This window comes from Pseudomonas sp. P867 (genome assembly GCF_019891455.1).
Taxonomy (GTDB): Bacteria; Pseudomonadota; Gammaproteobacteria; order Pseudomonadales; family Pseudomonadaceae; genus Aquipseudomonas; species Aquipseudomonas synxantha_A.
On sequence record NZ_JAFLXB010000008.1, the window covers coordinates 153,217 to 170,816 of the forward strand.

Genomic DNA, 17,600 nt, shown 5'->3' on the forward strand with positions numbered 1-17,600 from the left:
AAGGGGGCGGCGCGGTAACTGACCGAACGGCTAGGTAAGCGGGAAAGGAACCGTTGCACCGGGCCATCACGCGTTCAGCGCCTATCCATCGCTTTCATAGCCTGCGCCAGCCGTTGTGTTGCGTGATGGATCTCATCCCGGTCCAGGGAGGCAAAGCCCAGGCGCAGTGCGTTTTCTGCTTGGTCGCTGGGTGAAAACTGACGACCGCTGCGTACCACCAGCCCATGCTCCAAGGCGGTGTGCACCAAGCGATCCACGTCCAGGCTATCCTCGAAACGCACCCAGAGCGCCAAGCCACCTTCGGGCTCGCGTATCTGTATGCGCTCACCGAATGCCTGGTCCAGGCAGTCGCGCAGCACGGTGCGGCGCGCCCTGTATTCCTTCGAAACGCGGCGCAGGTGTTTTTTCAACTCACCGTGATTGATCAAGTCCGCCAGCATGGTCTGTGCGACCGCATCGGCATCGCCCAGCATCAGTGCGGCATTGCGCTGCAGGGCTTCAATCACTTGCGTGGGGGCCACGATGTAACTGCAACGAAACGTCGAGCCCAGCACCTTGGATAACGAGCCGATATAGATCACATGGTGCTGGGCGCGGTCACTGGCCAGCGGCAGGTAAGGGCGGCCGCTGAAGTGATATTCGTGGTCGTAGTCTTCTTCGATCACGCAAAAGTCATGTTGCGCGGCCAATGCCAGCAAGTGTTGTCGACGTGCGGCATGCAGGCTCACGGTGGTGGGAAATTGGTGGTGGGGCGTGAGGTAGATCAGGCGCACCGTGTGCTCGCGGCATAAGCGCTCGACCTGGTCGGTGCGGCAACCTTCATCGTCGATGTCGACCGTGACCAACTGCGCGCCGAGCTTGCGGAAAATTTCCCACGCCGGCGGGTAGCTCAAACGCTCCACCAGTACCACGTCGCCAGGCTTGATCAGCAGGCTGGCGCTCAGGTACAGGGACATCTGCGTGCCTTGGGTCAGGCAAATATTTTCGGCAGTCACTGTCAGCCCGCGGTTATTGCGCAGCATCTCGGCCAGGGCGCAGCGCAACTGATAGCCGGTGCCCTCACTGCCGTAACGCACCGTGTTGGAGGCGAAGCTGTTACGCAGCGCATGGCGATAGTAGCGATGCAACACGGCCTGGGGCAGCAAGCGGTGGTCGCTGGTGCCATTGTCGAAGAACAGCGCACTGTGCCGATGTTGAAGCGCGACCACCTGGGCGTTATGGGTGAAATACGGTACCACCGGCTGGTCCAGCAGCAGTGGGGCGAAAGACGGTTGCACCGCACAGGGCAAGGGCTTTGGCGCCAGTTGCGCATTGACGAATGTGCCACGGCGCGGCTCGCTGATCAGCCAGCCTTTGGTCATCGCTTCTTCATAGGCCAGGATCACCGTCTTGCGGTTGACGTCGAGCATTTGTGCCATTTCCCGTGTGCCCGGCAGCAACGTCCCAGGCGGCAGGCGCCCTTCGACAATCGCGGCGACCAAGCCTTCGGCAATCTTGCGATAGGACGCCTGGCGGGTGTCGTCGTCAAGCTTGAGCAGGGGGCGCCATTTACGCAACTGGACCATCTGAAGTATCCAAATCTGGAGGTTTTAATGGTCCTAGTCTAGCGTAACAATCCAGGCCTCACTTACCCCGAGGTCTTTATGAACACACGCCATGTCATCGAACTGTCTCCCTCGGGAAAAACTTTTGAGACCGGCGACGAACTGTTGCTCGACGCCATGCTTGCCAGCGGCCTGGCCGTGCCGTTCTCGTGCCGCCGCGGCGCGTGCGGCTCCTGCAAGGTGGTGGTCGCCGCAGGTGAGTACCGGGCCAAGCGCCTGGCGCCGGATGCGCCGGCGCCGTGTTACCCCCTGGCCGCCAATGAAATGTTGCTTTGCCAGAGCCATGCCTGCACCGACATGCGCCTGGAGATTCCCGGCTGGTCCCTGGATACGCCTGCGTTGGTCGTTGGCGCTCAGGTTATTGGCAAGCGCGCGCTCGGGCCTGATGTCATTGAGTTGATGCTCAAGCCCGATACACCGTTGAAGGTGCGAGCTGGCCAATACCTCAAGTTCCACCTGGCAGACGGCGACACGCGTTGCTTCTCGGTTGCCAACCTGCCAACAGAGGACGAGGGGCGTTTGGTCTTCCAGATTCGTCGGGTGCGCGGCGGGTACTTTTCCGAGGGCGTACTGGATGGCTTGGCCGTGGGGGCGCGGATGCAATTGGAAGGACCGTTTGGCGCCTGCACCTGGCAGGACGATGACGCAGCGCCCGTCGTGCTGTTTGCCACGGGTACCGGTTACGCGGGCATCAAGCCGATCCTGTTGACCGCGCTCAAACGCAATGTCGAGGTGACGTTGTATTGGGGCGGCGCGCAGTCAACCGACTTTTATGACGGCGCCTTTCTGGATGAATCGATGCTCGAGCACCCCCGTTTTCGCTGGCATTCGGTGCGATCATCCGAGGGGCGGGTGCAGGAGGTTGCATTGAGCCACGGGCATCATTGGGAGGCGGCCCAGGTCTATGCGTGTGGTAACGGCCCCATGCTTAGCCAGGTGCGTGCCCATTGCGTCGAGGCGGGGTTGCCGAGCCATCGGTTTGTCGCGGAGGCGTTTGTCGCCAGTGGCCGGTCAAGCGCGCAGGCGGTGTCGCTGTCGTTCGACCCGATCTGGGAGAAAGTCGGCCCGCGCTATTCCCTGGACGGGATGTTGGCGGCGCGAGAAAAATCCATACGCGCCCTGGCGGCCATCGCCAGCCGGTTGACGGTCGGCATGACCACCGGCGAAGCCCTGGAGATGGCCGCCCAGCAACTCACGGCCATGGGCGCCTCGCACACGTGGCACCCGACTTACATTCGCTTTGGCCCCGACACCATCCGGCCCTCCCGCGAAGGTGTTGATCGTCAGCGCAAACTGCGCGCCAGCGATATCGTCGTGGTCGACCTGGGGCCGGTATGGGACGGCTATGAAGGCGACTACGGCGACACGTTCATCTTCGGTGAGTTGCCGCTGCATCTGGCGTGCAGGACTGCGTTGCATGAGGTGTTCGATGAGACCCGCCAAGCGTGGCTGCGTGGGCTGACCGGGCGCGAGCTCTACGACTTCGCCGAACAGAGCGCCGTGTCGAAAGGCTGGAGGCTGGCACGCAATCTGGCGGGGCATCGCCTTGCGGATTTCCCCCATGCCTTGTTCGAAAGCAAGGAGTTGGCTGACCTGGAGATCCCACCGAGCGAAATGGCCTGGGTGCTGGAGATCCAGTTGTGCCATCCCACTGAGCCAGTGGGTGGGTTCTTTGAAGACATGTTGATGTTGCAAGCCTGAAGAGCCTGCCATTGCTGCCGAGAATTGTGTTTGTCGCGATGGCCCTGCCAACCGAGATCAACCCAGCACTGCCGATCCCCTGTGGGAGCTGTCGAGCTTCAGCGAGGCTGCGAAAGCGGTGATTCAGGCGATGAAAATGTTGCCTGTGCCGCCGCCATCGCAGCCTCGCCGGGGCTCGACAGCTCCCACATTTGGGCGGTGTTGTTGTCGGGAGTTGTGCTTGGCGCGATGGTGCTGCCAACCGAGATCAACCCAGCACTGCCGATCCCCTGTGGGAGTTGTCGAGCTTTAGCGAGGCTGCGAAAGCGGTGGTTCAGGCGATGAGCATGGGTCAGAGCTTCGGCAACTGCCCGACGCGGCCCATCATTTCAGTGACGATCTGCAGGTCCAGCAGGAACTGCTCAACCGTTTTGAACTCACTGTCGGTGTGCCCGGTGTACTTCTCTTCCGGACGGGCCAGGCCAAACTGCACCCCATTGGGCAAGTCGTGCACCGAGGTTGCACCGGCCGAGGTGCCGAACTTGTGCGGCATGCCCAGGTTTTCCGTGGCGACCGCCAGCAAGGCTTTGACCCACTCACCTTCAGGGTTGCGGTACATCGGTGTATCCAGCGAATAGGCGAAGCTCACGTTGACCTTGGCTTGCTGGTTCCAGGCATTCAGTTTCTGTTCGATCTGTGCCTTGAGTGCCTCCGGGGTTTTACCCTTCGGCGCCCGCAGGTTCACCGCCAGCTTGAAGGCTTTGTCATCCAGGCCGACAAAGGTCGGCGAGGTGGTCAACGGCCCCATGAAGTCATCGGCGAAGCCCACGCCCAATTTGCCGCCAAGGTAATCCAGGCCCCAGTTGTCCGCTGCATAACGCGCTGCATCAGTGATGTGGTTGTGCTTGAGGGCAATCTTGCCGTCGACGCCGTGGATCAGTTCCAGCATACGAGCCACCGGGTTGACCCCGGTTTCGGGTTCGGAGGAGTGGGCGGATACGCCGGTGACAGTGAGTTTGACGTCCTTGCCATCGACCTTGGCGCTGACCTGGAAATTGCCGCCGTTGCGCTTGGCATAATCATTACCGGCCTGCTGCAGGCTGGCCGCTAACTCAGCAGGCTTATCGCTGACCAGCGTGGCGACCGACACCGATGGAATCTGGTTGGTGGCCTTGCCGCCGGTCATTGCGATGATTTCCGCGCCTGTGCCTTCGCCTTTGCGCACCGGGAAGGTCGCCATGACTGTGCCCGAGCCTTTCTCGGCGATCACCACCGGGTAGCCGCCATCCAGCGCCAGGTTGTATTGCGGCACGGGGTTGCGTTCGAAGTAGTAGGGAATCGCGTCACCGGCGGTTTCTTCGGTGGTGTCCACCAGCAGCTTGAGCGTGCGCGCCAGCGGCAGTTTTTCTTCCTTGATCACCTTCATGGCATACATCGCCACGACGATGCCGTTCTTGTCATCTTCGGTCCCACGGCCATACATGCGGTCGCCGATCAGCGTGACCTTGAACGGGTCGAGCTTGGTGCCATCTTGCAGCACCCAGTTTTCCGGCGTGACCGGCACCACATCGGCATGGGCATGTACGCCGACGACTTCATCACCGCTGCCTTCCAGGGAGATTTCGTACACACGGTTATCGACGTTACGGAAGTTCAGGTTGAAGGATTTGGCCAGGGCCTGGATCTTGTCGGCGATCTTGAGGAATTCCGGGTTTTTGTACTGTGGCAGCCCGTCTACGTTGAAGGTCGGAATCTCCACCAGTTCGCGTAAGGTTTCCAGGGCAGCCTTGCCGTACTTCACACGGGTGTAGATACCGAGCAGGCGATTGATCTCGTTCTGTTGCTCGGCGTTCAGGGTTTTGTTGTCGAGAAAGGCGCTGATAGCCGGGCCGACGTCAGCCGATTTACCCAGCTCGCCCTTGGCCAGGTTGCCGAGGAAGCTGCGGAAATCGGTGACCGATGTCTCGCCGAAGCTCTTCACAATCGCCGCGCTTTGGTCTGCGCTGATGTTGGCGAAAGCGGGGGTTGAGAGTGCCGAAAGGCTAGCCGCGAACAGGGTGGCAACGGCCAATTGCTTGAGTGGAAAGTGCATTGTTTAAGGCATTCCTTTGCAGGTAGTGAGTAGGGTGTTTCTGACAGGCAAGTCGGAAACATTTCCACACACTACCACTACTCAGGTGCCCAAGGTCAATGCTGGCCAGGATGGGGCTCAGGGTATTCATCCGTCACGCTCAAGGCTCTGGCGTAGGGCCCGTCCCACAGTTGCTCATGCAATTGCCCTACACGGCTGGCCATCGCTTCACTGCGCATCACCACCTCCAGATTGCGCGAGTTATCCAGGTAACCGCCCAACCAGTTGCTGGTGCCGATCCACGCCACTTGCCCGTCGATCTCCATGGTCTTGCTGTGGATCACTCGGGCATAAGGGATAAAACCTTGCTTGGCTTCGGGCAGGGTGACGATCTTGATTTCGACGTTGGGCAATACCGCCAGGCTCTTGAGGTAGGGCAGTTCCAGCTTATCGGTGTTCCAGTTGGACACCATCAGTTTGATCGACACCCCACGGGCAGCAGCGGCACGCACGGCGTTGTCGATCACCGCGTAGTACGGGCGGGTTCGATCAGGCCCGTAGGACAGTGGCGCGTAATCGAGCAGTTGCACACGCACTTCTTTTTTGGCTTCGCCCAGCAGGCGTGGCAGCTCCAGCTGTGAGTCGCCTACGCCTGGCGGGTTGTAGCGTTGCGGGCTGGCCACCAGGTAGTTGCCGGTACGTGCGGGCACCTGGCCGGTGGCGGGCAGCGGTACCGGTTGTTTATCGGCGAGCGCGGCCTGGGCTTGCCAGTCTTGATCGAAGATCGCCTGCACCTGGCCCACGACGGCTGCGTCACTGATGCGCAGCCCGGTTTCGTGGATATGTTCCAGGGAGCGCCAGTCGAAATTCTGGCTGCCGATAAACGCCTGCGTGCCATCCACCAGGAGGTATTTGGCGTGGATGATGCCGCCGCTCAGTTGCCCGTAGGGCAGCACCCGCAAGGTCAGGTTGGGGATCGCACGCAGGCGTTCCAGGGTGGCAGCTTCCGACAGCCTGAGGCCTTTTTCTTCCAGCAAAAAACGAATTTTCACGCCGCGCTTGCCGGCAGCCTCAAGGCGTTCGATGACCGTGTTCATCACCGAGCCGGGATGGTCGACGGCGTAGAACTGGCCGATATCAATGCGGCTCTTCGCACTGTCGAACAGCTCGATCCATACCGGGCCAGTCTGGCGCAAATCGGCGGTGACCAGGGCGGTATCCACCGGCACGGTGTGCACCAGCTCAAACCCCGGAATGGAAAAGTCCGCCTGGGCCAGCGGACTGAGCAACACGCCGGCGAGGCTGGCGATACGCAACTTCATCGAAAGGGACATAGGCGTCTCATCGGACAAAACAAAGGGGCGGGCGTATTACGCGCCCGCCCGACGGGTCACGCTGTGCGGCTGTGCAGGGAGGTCGGTACAAGGTGCGGCACTTCGCCTTGTACGCGGGCTCCGCTGGCCGCGCGGATCAACAGGATCTTCAACTGGTCGTTGATGCGTTCCAGGCTGTCCTGGAAAAAGTTGTGGAACACCACGCAGAACAGCGCGATGGCAATACCCAGGCCGGTGGCGAACAAGGCCGTGCCGATACCACCGGAAATCTGCCCTGGGTCGGAAACACCCGCCGTGGCCAGCGCCTTGAAGGTGTCGATAATGCCGAGGATGGTACCCAGCAAGCCCAGCAGCGGGGCGGCGGTGGTAATGGTCTCGATGATCCACAGGCTGCGGGCCAGCGGGGCGCGTGTCTTGAGGTATTGGGTGTCGATTTCGTCGTCCAGGTCCTTGCGTGAACCGTTGGAGGCTTTCTGCGCCAGCACCGGCAGGATCATGTTCAGCGGCAGGCTGTCGCGACGGCTCAGGTTTTCCGGCAGGTCACGCTCGCTGTGCACGGGGGCGCCGAGGGCGTCGATCAACGCCCGAGCCTGGCGGCGCACGTAGGCAAAGTAGATGCCGCGTTCGATGGCGATGAAGATCGCAATGGCCATCGCCGCGTACATCACATAGAAGGTGACGTCGTGGAGCAGGTTCATATCCATGCTGGTGTTCCTCTTGGGTCAGTCTTAGAAATTCGCTTCCAGCGAAACCGTTACGGTGCGGTCCAGGCCAACGATGTAGGCCGGGTCGCCATCGCGAAAACCGCTGTAGCTGGCCGCGTTGGTCTTGGTGGTGTACACGCCGTCCAGGTACTTCTTGTCGAACAGGTTGTCGACGTTCAGGCGCAGGGTCGCGTCCTTGACGACTTTCTTGTCCACCGGCAGGTAGATACCGGCGCCAAGGTTGAACACGGTGCGTCCGGAAATGGCTTCGTCGTTGGTCAGGTCGCCATAGAGCTTGCTGGTGTACTTGCCGCCGAAGGTGCCGTAGAAGCGCCCGTCGTCGTAACCAACGTTGGCCGCCAGCATGTTCTTGGGCACGTTGGCGAACTGCTTGCCGCTGGTGGGCAGCACGATGGGCTTGCCGGCGTTGTAGACGGTCAGGTCATCCTGCTGCTCGGCCTTGGTGTAGGTGTAGGAGGTGTAGTAGTTGAAGTGGTGGGGCAACTGGCCACTCCATTCCAGCTCCAGGCCTTTGTTGACCACGGAGCCCGCGTTGATGTCGGCAAAGTCGCCGTTGATGTCCCGGGACGAAACCTGGCGGTTCTTGAAGTCCATGTAGAACAGGGTGGCGGCCAGGGTCATGTCGTCGCCGCTGTAGCGCCAGCCCAGTTCATGGTTCCAGCTGGTTTCCGGTTCGGCGTCGATCGAGCCGGCGCCTTTGTCGTAGAGCACGTAGTTCTGCGGTACCCGCATGTTGCGCGACAGGCTGTAGAACAACTGGTCACGCTCGTCCAGCTGGTATTTCAGGCCGGCGTTGGGCAGCAGTTTGTTGTAGGTCTGGTTACGTTTTTCCGGGCGTTCGTTAAGGCTGCCATGGTTGGTGCCTTCACGCTCGACGTTCATGTAGGCCAGGCCGGCGATAAAGGTCCAATCCGGGTTGATGTACCAGGTGTCCTGGGCCCAGACCTTTTGCGCCGGGGTCACGGTGAAGCGGTCGCGCCCCTGGACCTGGTTGCCGTTGGCATCGACGATGGCGCTGTTGGAATCCGGCCAGATATCCACTGGCTTGCCGTTGCTCTTTAGGGGAATGAACGGCTGGGTCTGGCTCTGGCGTGCGCGCTCGTACCAGTAGCCGAATTGCAGGCTGTGGTCGCCCAGGTCCCAGGTCAGTTTGGTGGTGATGCCCGGCCGCCAGGTTTGCGTGCGTGAAGGGCGGTAGTACACGCCGCTGTTCGGTGTGCCATCGGCGTTGTACTGGGCGGCGGTGGGCAGGTTGCCCAGATCGAACACGCCACCCTGGTTGGAGCCACGGTTGAGCGCATAGGCGGACGAGCCGACGCCGCTGCCGTTGCCCCAGTAGTAATACGGGATCACCGACAGCGCCAGGTTGTCGGCCAGTTTGAACTGGGTGTTGAGCACGGCGGTGAAGGTCTGGAACGGGTTCTGCGCCAGGGCGTAGTAGCTGTTGTACTTGCCGTTGCTGCCCACGCTCGGCGTGGCCGGGTAGGGATCGTACTTGCGGCCGTTCTGCTGGAACTGCGCCTTGGTCAACTGGCTGTAACTGTTGTTGTCCTGCTCGTGGTACTTGAGGATCAGGTTGGCGGTGTTGCCGTTGCCGGCGTCGAAGAAGCTGTTCCACTCCACCTTGTCCGCACGCACCGCGCCTGAGCCACGCCACATCTGCCCTTCGGTATGGGACACCGACAGCCAGTTGCTAAGACCGTTGATTTCACCGGTATTGAGGCGGGCGAAGGTCTTGCGCGTGGCGTTGCTGCCGACCACCTGTTTGACGAACGCGCCGGTTTCCTTGGTCGGGCGAATGGTCACGATGCCGATGTTGCCGCCGCTGGAACCAATGTGCGGGCCGTCGGATTCCGAAGCACCCTGGGTGACGAAGATCTGGTCGATGTTTTCCGGGTCGCCCAGCAGGTTGGAGTACAGCGCGTAGTTGCCGGAGTCGTTGATCGGCATGCCGTCCACCGACATGCCCACCTGGTCGGAGTTCATGCCGCGCATGGTGAAGCGAAAACCCGAGAGGCCGGTGTTGTCTTCACTGGAGATGTTCAAGCCTGGGGTGTACTTGAGCTTATCGATGGCATTGCCTGTTGCTGCCTGCTTGTCCAGTGCTTCCTTGGTCACCGTGGAGCGGCCCTTGATGCTTTCTTCCGGGACCATGTAACCGCCCCCTGCGCTCGCCTTGCCTTGTACCCCAATGGTGCCGACATCACTGTCGCTGGTCTCTGCCATGACCAGTCCCTGGCTCATGCTGGTCGCGGCAACGAGTGCCAGATGAATGCGGGTGAACTTCATCACTGTCGTCCTGATGTCGGGTGCTTATTGCACGCTGTAGTTGAAGGTGGCGGTGAAGCGCTGCTCATTGCGGCCCCCGAAGGCTTGTTCGGGGAACGGTTTGACTTGCTTGATGCGACGCAAGCTGTTGGTGGCGGCCCGGTTGAGCAACATGCTTGAGGCCTGAGTCTGCAAGCCGGAATCGAGCACACGGCCCTGGCGGTCCACCAGCAACCACACCACCACCTCGCCGCTGGGGCGTTCGAGCGACGCCTGGCGCCCGGTGGGGTACTGCTTGTAGGTGTCCAACTCGTTGCGCAAGCCTTTGAGGTAACCGCCTTCCAGGGCCTGGCCATCGACCTTCGGTGGCGCCGGTGGGGCGGGCGTCGGTGCCGTTTGGGCGACGGCGGCCGGGGCTGGCTTGGCGGCCACCGGTGGCGGCGTTGGCGCGGGCTTGGCGACCACGGGCGCCGGCTTGGGCACAGGTTTTGGCTTGGGTTTGGGTTCGGGTTTAGGCAGCGGCTTGGGCGGTGGCGGTGGCGCCGGCGCGGCCTCTTCCTCTTCTATTACCGGCGGTGGCGGTTCTTGTTCCACCACCGGTTCCGGTATGACTTCCGGTTCCGGCTCGACCAAGGCCAATTCGACCGCCGACTCGTCATACACCGGCTCGACCTTCAAGGTCTGGGACTGGATACCCAGTGCAATCAGCACCAGGGCGATCAGGGCCGGGACACTGCCCAGCAGCTGACGCGCACGAAACAGAACGTACATGATCAAGACTTACGCGTAGCAATGGACACGGAGGTGAAGCCACCCAGGCGCAGGGTGTCCATCACTTCCACCAGGCGCGAAACCTCTACGCCTTTGTCGCTGTTGACGATGATCGTCGACTTGGTGTCGGGCTTCTCGGCCGCCTTCAAGGCCGGCACCAGGGCATCCACCGTCAGGTCCTTGCCGTCCAGTTGCAACTGGCCTTCCAGGCCCAGGGTAAGGATGAATTTGTTTTGCGGTTTGAGCTGCTGCGAGCTGCTGGCGCTGGGCAATTGGGTCTTCATGCCGAGCGCGGGAATCACGTTCAGGCTCACCAGTACGAAAAACACCAGCAGGAACATCATCACGTCGATCATCGGGATCAGTTCGATGTGCGCCTTGCGTTTCTTGGGTTCGTCCCAGGTTCTCATTCCGTTACCCCGTTATTGAATTAGGGGCAACACGCTAGCAAGCAAAAATGACCGAATGGTTAACTTTAATTGACGGTTTAAAGGCTCTAGGACGGGTCTTTCAGAAAACTTACCGGTCAGTTTTGGCACGTAATGAAACTGACACTCGGGGCGTACATGCTTGAGAAATTTATCTTGAGAGCCAGCTTCCATGGACACAGCATTGCCTCAATTGACTACCGCACGCCTGCTGTTACGAGCGCTTGAAATGCGTCAGGCCGAGGTGCTTTTTACCCTTGCCACCGTGCGTGACGACTGGGAGCGCTGTCTGTGAGCGGCGGGGTAGACCACAACCGGCGCCGGATACTTGGCGGGCTGGCGGTCGCTACCGCGTTTTCGATCCTCAGCCCGTTTGCGCGCAGTGCCGGGGTGGATTATCCGTTCACCCTCGGCGTGGCTTCCGGCGACCCGTTGCCGGATGGCTTTGTGATATGGACGCGCCTGGCGCCGTTGTTCAACGCCGCGGATGGCCGTGGCGGGCTGAGTCGCTCAGTGCCAGTGCGTTGGCGGGTGGCCAGCGATGCGGCGATGACGCGTATTGTGAGGCAGGGGGAGGTGCTGGCGACGCAGCGTTTCGCTCACGCAGTGCATGTCGAAGTGGTGGGGCTGGCGGCGGATCGGCCGTATTGGTACCAGTTTGAAGGGCTCGGTGCGCAGAGCCCGGTGGGCCAGTCCCGCACGATGCCGCCGCTGCAGGCCATGGCATCGGCCCGGCTGGGGTTTGTGTCGTGCTCGCACTGGGAGCGCGGTTACTTCAGCGCCTACCGACACCTTGCCGCGGAGCAGCCCGACCTGGTGTTTTTCCTCGGCGACTATATCTATGACAGCTCCTACGCGGCGGATTCTGGCAAGGTTTTTCGTTCTCACGGCAGTGGCAATGCGCAAAGCCTGAGCGACTATCGCAACCGCTACGCGTTGTACAAGACCGATCCGGACCTGCAAGCCCTGCACGCCGCCGCACCCAGCGTGGCGACCTGGGACGATCATGAAGTGCAGAATGACTATGCCAACCGCTGGTCCCAGGATCCCAAGGTTGCGGTGGCGCAGTTTCTCCAGCAACGGGCGGCGGCTTACCAGGCGTTTTACGAACACATGCCCTTGCGCGCCAGTAGCGTGCCCAAGGGCGCGGACATGCGTATTTATCGACGTCTGGACTACGGCCGGCTTGTACGTTTCCATGTGCTCGACGGGCGTCAGTATCGTTCCGAGCAACCGTGCATCGCAGCCAATGGCAGCCACCAGGGGCATGTTGTCACCACCCCTTGCAGCAACTTGCGCGACCCCGCCCGCACGTTGCTCGGCTGGCAACAAGAAGCCTGGCTGGACCAGGGTTTTGCCCAGTCGAAGGCGCATTGGAATGTGATCGCCCAGGATTTGCTGGTGGCGCCGCTGATCCAGCGCGATCTCACCAACCACAAGCCGGGGCGCTGGACCGATGGGTGGGATGGCTACATGGCTAACCGCTCACGGATGCTGGCGTCGATTGTGCGCAATCGCGTGAAGAACCCGGTGTTTTGGGGCGGGGACATTCATTCGTTCTGGGCCACTGACCTGCATGCTAACGCCGACAATCCGGACTCGGCGGTGGTTGCCACCGAGTTCGTTGGCTCGTCGGTGACCTCCGACGGCCCGCCCTATGACGCGTTCATGAAGATCATGCCGCTTAACCCCCATGTGAAGTTCTTCGACAGCCGCCAGCGCGGGTATGTGTCGGTGGAGTTGGCGGCCGATAGCATGTTGACGAATTTTCGGGCGATCAGTGACCCGCGTGACCCGGCGGCGACGGTGTCGACGTTGAAGTCGTTCGTGGTCGAGCCGGGCAGGGCAGGGGCGATTGCCGTCTAGCCTATTTCTCTGTGGCGCATCGGTCCACTGTGGGAGGGGGCTTGCTCCCGATAGCGGTGGATCAGTTACAGGTAAGCTGACTGACACCCCGCTATCGGGAGCAAGCCCCCTCCCACATTAGTTTCAATGTCATAGCGCACCGACAATGCGCCCTTTTTCTCCGATAGCGCCAGGATCGTCACCTGGCCCAGCTCGCTCAACGCTTGCACATGAGTGCCGCCACAGGCGTAAGCCGGCAATTCACCGAAGCCGACTTCGCGGGTGCCTTCATCCAGCGTCATATGCCGTGGATAGTCAGCGGCGATCCATTGGTTGACCCATTGCTGGAGCGTTTGCGCATCCATGTCTTGCGCGCTTTGGCCACGGATAAAGGTGATCTTGCCTTCGCCTGGCCAGTGGTGGGCCTTGATCGGCATCCAGCCCAGACGTTCGCCGGCGTTGCCGATCAAATGGCCCGCCGAATGCAGGCGGCTGTGCAAGGCGCGACGCTGTGCGTCGACTCGTGCAACGACCGGTCCAGGTTCCAGAGGTCGGTCGACGTAATGCACCACCTGTTCGGCTTCCTGCACGACCCGCAGTACCTGGCTATCGCCGAGCCAGCCGGTGTCGAACGGCTGGCCGCCGCCTTGGGGATGAAAAATCGTCGACTGCGCAATCACGGCGAATTGCTCTTCGTGCGGGGTGCAACTGAGCACTTCCAGCTCAGCTGTCAGGTGGTCATGGGTAAAAAACAGGCGCTCGGTCATGGTCTACATCCGCATCAGGGTTCTGTGGGCAGTATAAATAGTGCGCAGATGAGTGATAATCCGCTCAATTATCAATGGACCTGTGCGTCATGAGCATCAATCTTCCTTTGCCGTTGTTGGGTGAAATGGCGATTTTCGTCAAGGTCGTGGAAACCGGCAGCTTCTCCGAAGCGGCGCGGCAACTGAGCGTCTCCCCCTCGGCGGTGAGCCGCAGCATTTCACGCCTGGAGCAAGCCCTGGCCACGCGCTTGTTGCAACGCACCACGCGCAAATTGCGCCTGAGCGAGGGCGGTGAAGAGGTGTTCAAGCGTTGCCAGGAGATGGTCAGCGCGGCCCGCTCGGTGATGGAAATCAGCGGCCAGTTCACCGATGAAGCCGAGGGCCTGGTACGGGTCAGCGTGCCCAAGGCGGTGGGGCGGTTCGTGGTGCATCCGCATATGCCGGAATTTCTGCGGCGCTACCCCAAGGTGGATGTGCAATTGATCCTTGAAGATCGGCATGTGGACCTGATCGACGATAACGTCGACTTGAGCATTCGCATCACTGACAGCCCGCCGCCGGGCTTGGTCGGGCGCCAGCTATTGCCCATCGAACACCTGCTGTGCGCGACGCCGCAGTACCTGGCCGAGCATGGCACCCCAAGCCATCCCCACGATTTGCTTGAACACAGTTGCATCTACCTGGGGGAAACGCCCGGCGATTCACGTTGGAAATTTCGCCAGGCCGGCAAGGCGGTGACGGTTGGCGTACGCGGGCGTTATGCAGCGAACCACACTGGGGTGCGGTTGGATGCGGTATTGCAGCATGTGGGGATTGGCAGCTTGCCGTATTTCACGGCGCGGCATGCGTTGGCGGCGGGCCAGTTGGTGCAAGTGTTGCCAGCGTGGGACTTTATTGCGTCTTACCATGGCGAGGCGTGGTTGCTGCATTCGCCAACGCGGTACTTGCCGCCGAAGTTGCGGGTGTTTATCGATTATCTGGTGGAGTGCATGGCCAAGGAGCCAAAGCTAAATGTGGGAGGGGGCTTGCCCCCGATAGCGGTCTGTCAGTCACCTTTACATTGACTGACCCACTGCTATCGGGGGCAAGCCCCCTCCCACATTTGAATCTCAGTGCTTGAAAAGTCAGTGCTTGCTCTGGTCCTGGGGCATGGCCAGCAGTTGCTTTTCCTGGTTCCAGTCGAACGGTTCGTCGTTCTGTTCGGCCTCATAGCGACGTTCTTCCAGGGCCTGGTACAGGTCCAGTTCTTCGTCGGGCATGAAGTGCAGGCAGTCGCCGCCAAAGAACCACAGCAGGTCGCGTGGCACCAAGTGGGCGATTTGCGGGTAGCGCAGGATGACCTGGCTCATCAGGTCCTGGCCCAGGTACTGGCTTTCGATCGGATCGATCGGCAACAGGGCGCGCAGTTCGTCGAAACGCTCCAGGAACAGCGAGTGGCTTTCCTCGGGTACCTGTTCGGCTTCGCCGACGGCAACCAGGATGCTGCGCAAGTGGTCGAGCAAGACGAGATGATCGGCAACGACGTTGGACACGAGATAAGGCCTCTAAAGCAAAAACGGGCGCGAGAGTATAAGCCTCTCGCGCCCGTTTTTATATGACCGCTCGACTCAGCGGACTTTACCTTCTGCCTGCATCAGCTCTTCCTTGCTGAAATCATCCACGTCAATCACCTTGCGCCGTGCCGCTTCGGCATCGCGCAGGGTTTGCGCTTCACCTGGTTGCAGCACGCCGGCATGCAAGGCGGCATCGATGGCAGACTCACCGGCAGTCGGTTTGACCTGCCCGCTTTTAAGCGCGGTATGCAGTTTTTTCTGCAACGGATGGCTGGCGCCGAGCAAATCGTAGGCATGTTGCAGAGCGCCTACTGGATCTTCCGCCGCTTGCGGTCGATAGCACCCGGCTAGCAGTTCTTCCAGGGTCGGGTCGCCCTTGGCACGACCGATTACCGCCGCCACTTCGGCATCCAGTGCATCGGAGGGCCCGGTATGCCGACGCCCGAACGGGAATACGATCACCCGCAGCAGGCAGCCGAGTATCTTGTTCGGGAAGTTGCTCAGCAGTTCATCCAGTGCGCGTTCCGATTCACCCAGGCTCTCTTCCATGGCCCAGGCAAACAGCGGCTCCAGATGGTCTGGCGAATCCAGGTCGTGATAACGCTTGAGCGCTGCGGACGCCAGGTACATATGGCTCAGTACATCACCCAGGCGGGCGGACAGGCGTTCGCGGCGCTTGAGCTCACCACCCAGCAGCATCATGCTCAGGTCGGCCAGCAGGGCAAATGCAGCCGCCTGGCGGTTCAGGGCGCGGAAGTAGCCCTGGCTCAAACGGTTGCCGGGGGCTTTTTCGAAATGGCCGAAGCCCAGGTTCAGCACCAGGGTGCTGGCGGCGTTGCTCACGGCAAAACCGATGTGTTGCATTAGCAGGCCGTCGAACTCTTTCAACGCCTGGTCATGGTCTTCGCGACCGGCCAGGGCCATCTCCTTGAGCACGAAAGGATGGCAGCGAATTGCACCCTGGCCGAAGATCATCAGGTTGCGCGAGAGAATATTCGCGCCTTCCACGGTGATGAAGATCGGCGCACCTTGCCAGCTGCGGCCCAGGTAGTTGTTAGGCCCCATGATGATGCCCTTGCCACCGTGCACATCCATGGCGTGGCTGATGCACTCGCGGCCACGCTCGGTGAGGTGATATTTGAGGATCGCCGACAACACCGAGGGCTTCTCCCCCAGGTCAACGGCATTGGCGGTGAGCATACGCGCGCTGTCCATCAGCCAGGCATTGCCGCCGATGCGCGCCAAGGCTTCCTGGATACCTTCGAAGGCTGACAGTGGCACATTGAACTGCTCGCGCACCTGCGCGTATTGCCCGGTCACCAGGCTGGTGAACTTGGCGGCGCCGGTGCCGACGGCAGGCAGGGAGATCGAGCGGCCTACCGACAGGCAGTTCATCAGCATCATCCAGCCTTTGCCGAGCATTTCCTGGCCACCGATCAGGTATTCCAGGGGAATGAACACGTCCTTGCCGGAGTTGGGGCCGTTCATGAAGGCAGCGCCGAGGGGCAGGTGACGACGGCCTATTTCTACGCCGGGCGTATCGGTTGGAATCAGCGCGAGGCTGATGCCCAGGTCTTCTTCTTCGCCCAGCAGGTGGTCTGGGTCATGAGCCTTGAACGCCAGGCCGAGCAAGGTCGCGACCGGGCCAAGGGTGATGTAGCGTTTTTCCCAGTTCAGACGCAGGCCGAGGGTTTCCTTGCCTTGCCATTCGCCTTTGCAGATCACCCCGGTGTCGGGCATGGCGCCTGCATCGGAACCGGCCAGCGGGCCGGTGAGGGCGAAGCACGGGATGTCGTCGCCACGCGCCAAGCGCGGAAGGTAGTGGTTGCGTTGTTCTTCGGTGCCGTAGTGCAGCAGCAACTCGGCCGGGCCCAGGGAATTGGGGACCATCACGGTGGACGCAAGGTCACCGCTGCGGGTCGCAAGCTTCATCGCAACCTGAGAGTGCGCATAGGCAGAGAAGCCCTTGCCGCCATACTCCTTGGGAATGATCAGGGCGAAGAAACCGTGGGTCTTGATGTGCTCCCAGGCCGCTGGCGGCAGGTCCATGCCTTGACCGATCTCCCAGTCGCTGACCATGGCGCAGAGTTCTTCGGTGGGGCCGTCGATGAACGCCTGTTCTTCTTCGGTCAATTGAACCTTGGGGTAGGCCAGCAATTTATCCCAGTCGGGGCGCCCGCTGAACAGTTCGCCGTCCCACCAGACGGTGCCGGCATCGATCGCATCGCGTTCGGTCTCGGACATCGGTGGCAGTACTTTCTGAAACCAGCTGAACAGCGGCTTGGTGAAGTATTGGCGGCGCAGGTCAGGCAGCAGCAACGGCGCGGCCACCACGGCGATGAGCACCCAGAAGATCAGCAGCAGCCAGCCCGGCGCGTGGCTCCAGGCGCCCATCGCCAGCAGGTAGACGGCGACCACGCCCAGGGCGGGCAGGGGGGCAGTTCGGCGGTGTGCCAGGTAGGCAATGCCGACCACCAGCACCAGTATCCACAACAACAGCATATGCAATCCTCCGTGAAACCAGGGGCGAAACCACCAGGGAGCTTAGTCCGCA

Annotated in this window: 14 protein-coding genes; 4 read left to right on the forward strand and 10 right to left on the reverse strand. The window is 61.2% G+C overall.

Annotation, left to right across the window (positions count from 1 at the left end; translation table 11 throughout):
- Positions 1–74: 74 nt before the first annotated feature.
- A complete protein-coding gene (locus J1G33_RS16640; protein ID WP_223018421.1) occupies positions 75–1,565 on the reverse strand; it encodes a PLP-dependent aminotransferase family protein in 1,491 nt (496 codons plus the stop codon).
- A gap of 78 nt (positions 1,566–1,643) precedes the next feature.
- Here J1G33_RS16640 and J1G33_RS16645 point away from each other — a divergent pair, with 78 nt between their 5' ends.
- Complete coding sequence (locus J1G33_RS16645) at positions 1,644–3,305, forward strand: M24 family metallopeptidase (protein ID WP_223018422.1); 1,662 nt, start codon at positions 1,644–1,646, stop codon at positions 3,303–3,305.
- Positions 3,306–3,636: 331 nt separating this feature from the next.
- Here J1G33_RS16645 and J1G33_RS16650 read toward each other — a convergent pair whose 3' ends face one another.
- The 6 genes from J1G33_RS16650 to J1G33_RS16675 all read right to left on the reverse strand — a co-directional run bounded on the left by J1G33_RS16650 (position 3,637) and on the right by J1G33_RS16675 (position 10,863).
- Positions 3,637–5,376, reverse strand: a complete 1,740-nt coding sequence (locus tag J1G33_RS16650) for a dipeptidase (protein ID WP_223018423.1) — start codon at positions 5,374–5,376, stop codon at positions 3,637–3,639.
- A gap of 95 nt (positions 5,377–5,471) precedes the next feature.
- Positions 5,472–6,689 (reverse strand): phospholipase D-like domain-containing protein, encoded by a 1,218-nt coding sequence (locus tag J1G33_RS16655; protein WP_223018424.1) that lies wholly within the window; start codon positions 6,687–6,689, stop codon positions 5,472–5,474.
- Positions 6,690–6,745: 56 nt separating this feature from the next.
- Positions 6,746–7,393 (reverse strand): MotA/TolQ/ExbB proton channel family protein, encoded by a 648-nt coding sequence (locus J1G33_RS16660; protein WP_005786664.1) that lies wholly within the window; start codon positions 7,391–7,393, stop codon positions 6,746–6,748.
- A 24-nt stretch (positions 7,394–7,417) separates the two neighbouring features.
- Positions 7,418–9,703 carry a TonB-dependent receptor gene (locus tag J1G33_RS16665; RefSeq protein WP_223018425.1) on the reverse strand — a complete coding sequence of 762 codons (2,286 nt, stop codon included), beginning with the start codon at positions 9,701–9,703 and terminating at the stop codon, positions 7,418–7,420.
- 24 nt (positions 9,704–9,727) lie between these two features.
- Entirely contained in the window at positions 9,728–10,453 is a 726-nt protein-coding gene (locus tag J1G33_RS16670) for an energy transducer TonB (RefSeq protein ID WP_148852257.1), read from the reverse strand.
- 2 nt (positions 10,454–10,455) lie between these two features.
- On the reverse strand, positions 10,456–10,863 hold the full coding sequence (locus J1G33_RS16675; RefSeq protein ID WP_005786670.1) for a biopolymer transporter ExbD: 408 nt from the start codon (positions 10,861–10,863) through the stop codon (positions 10,456–10,458).
- A 190-nt stretch (positions 10,864–11,053) separates the two neighbouring features.
- Between J1G33_RS16675 and J1G33_RS16680 the strand changes: the two genes are divergently transcribed.
- The gene (locus J1G33_RS16680; protein WP_262416846.1) at positions 11,054–11,176 is read left to right on the forward strand and encodes a hypothetical protein; all 123 of its coding nucleotides are present in this window, start codon (positions 11,054–11,056) and stop codon (positions 11,174–11,176) included.
- Positions 11,173–12,747, forward strand: coding sequence for an alkaline phosphatase D family protein (locus tag J1G33_RS16685; RefSeq protein WP_223018426.1), 1,575 nt, complete (start codon positions 11,173–11,175; stop codon positions 12,745–12,747). Before J1G33_RS16680 ends, J1G33_RS16685 begins: the two co-directional genes overlap by 4 nt.
- A gap of 65 nt (positions 12,748–12,812) precedes the next feature.
- Here the strand turns inward: J1G33_RS16685 and J1G33_RS16690 are convergent, their stop codons facing one another.
- Positions 12,813–13,493, reverse strand: coding sequence for an alanyl-tRNA editing protein (locus J1G33_RS16690; RefSeq protein ID WP_223018427.1), 681 nt, complete (start codon positions 13,491–13,493; stop codon positions 12,813–12,815).
- A gap of 89 nt (positions 13,494–13,582) precedes the next feature.
- Here J1G33_RS16690 and J1G33_RS16695 point away from each other — a divergent pair, with 89 nt between their 5' ends.
- Entirely contained in the window at positions 13,583–14,557 is a 975-nt protein-coding gene (locus J1G33_RS16695) for a LysR family transcriptional regulator (protein WP_050549327.1), read from the forward strand.
- A gap of 60 nt (positions 14,558–14,617) precedes the next feature.
- Here the strand turns inward: J1G33_RS16695 and J1G33_RS16700 are convergent, their stop codons facing one another.
- Positions 14,618–15,025, reverse strand: a complete 408-nt coding sequence (locus tag J1G33_RS16700) for a PA2817 family protein (RefSeq protein ID WP_003190109.1) — start codon at positions 15,023–15,025, stop codon at positions 14,618–14,620.
- Positions 15,026–15,100: 75 nt separating this feature from the next.
- Positions 15,101–17,548 carry an acyl-CoA dehydrogenase gene (locus J1G33_RS16705; RefSeq protein ID WP_223018428.1) on the reverse strand — a complete coding sequence of 816 codons (2,448 nt, stop codon included), beginning with the start codon at positions 17,546–17,548 and terminating at the stop codon, positions 15,101–15,103.
- Positions 17,549–17,600 lie beyond the last annotated feature (52 nt).

What these genes read in the sequence shown, in the direction of transcription:
- J1G33_RS16640 (WP_223018421.1), bottom strand. Translation starts at nt 1,565, where the DNA reads ATGGTCCAGTTGCGTAAATGGCGCCCCCTGCTCAAGCTTGACGACGAC.
- J1G33_RS16645 (WP_223018422.1), top strand. Translation starts at nt 1,644, where the DNA reads ATGAACACACGCCATGTCATCGAACTGTCTCCCTCGGGAAAAACTTTT.
- J1G33_RS16650 (WP_223018423.1), bottom strand. Translation starts at nt 5,376, where the DNA reads ATGCACTTTCCACTCAAGCAATTGGCCGTTGCCACCCTGTTCGCGGCT.
- J1G33_RS16655 (WP_223018424.1), bottom strand. Translation starts at nt 6,689, where the DNA reads ATGTCCCTTTCGATGAAGTTGCGTATCGCCAGCCTCGCCGGCGTGTTG.
- J1G33_RS16660 (WP_005786664.1), bottom strand. Translation starts at nt 7,393, where the DNA reads ATGGATATGAACCTGCTCCACGACGTCACCTTCTATGTGATGTACGCG.
- J1G33_RS16665 (WP_223018425.1), bottom strand. Translation starts at nt 9,703, where the DNA reads ATGAAGTTCACCCGCATTCATCTGGCACTCGTTGCCGCGACCAGCATG.
- J1G33_RS16670 (WP_148852257.1), bottom strand. Translation starts at nt 10,453, where the DNA reads ATGTACGTTCTGTTTCGTGCGCGTCAGCTGCTGGGCAGTGTCCCGGCC.
- J1G33_RS16675 (WP_005786670.1), bottom strand. Translation starts at nt 10,863, where the DNA reads ATGAGAACCTGGGACGAACCCAAGAAACGCAAGGCGCACATCGAACTG.
- J1G33_RS16680 (WP_262416846.1), top strand. Translation starts at nt 11,054, where the DNA reads ATGGACACAGCATTGCCTCAATTGACTACCGCACGCCTGCTGTTACGA.
- J1G33_RS16690 (WP_223018427.1), bottom strand. Translation starts at nt 13,493, where the DNA reads ATGACCGAGCGCCTGTTTTTTACCCATGACCACCTGACAGCTGAGCTG.
- J1G33_RS16695 (WP_050549327.1), top strand. Translation starts at nt 13,583, where the DNA reads ATGAGCATCAATCTTCCTTTGCCGTTGTTGGGTGAAATGGCGATTTTC.
- J1G33_RS16705 (WP_223018428.1), bottom strand. Translation starts at nt 17,548, where the DNA reads ATGCTGTTGTTGTGGATACTGGTGCTGGTGGTCGGCATTGCCTACCTG.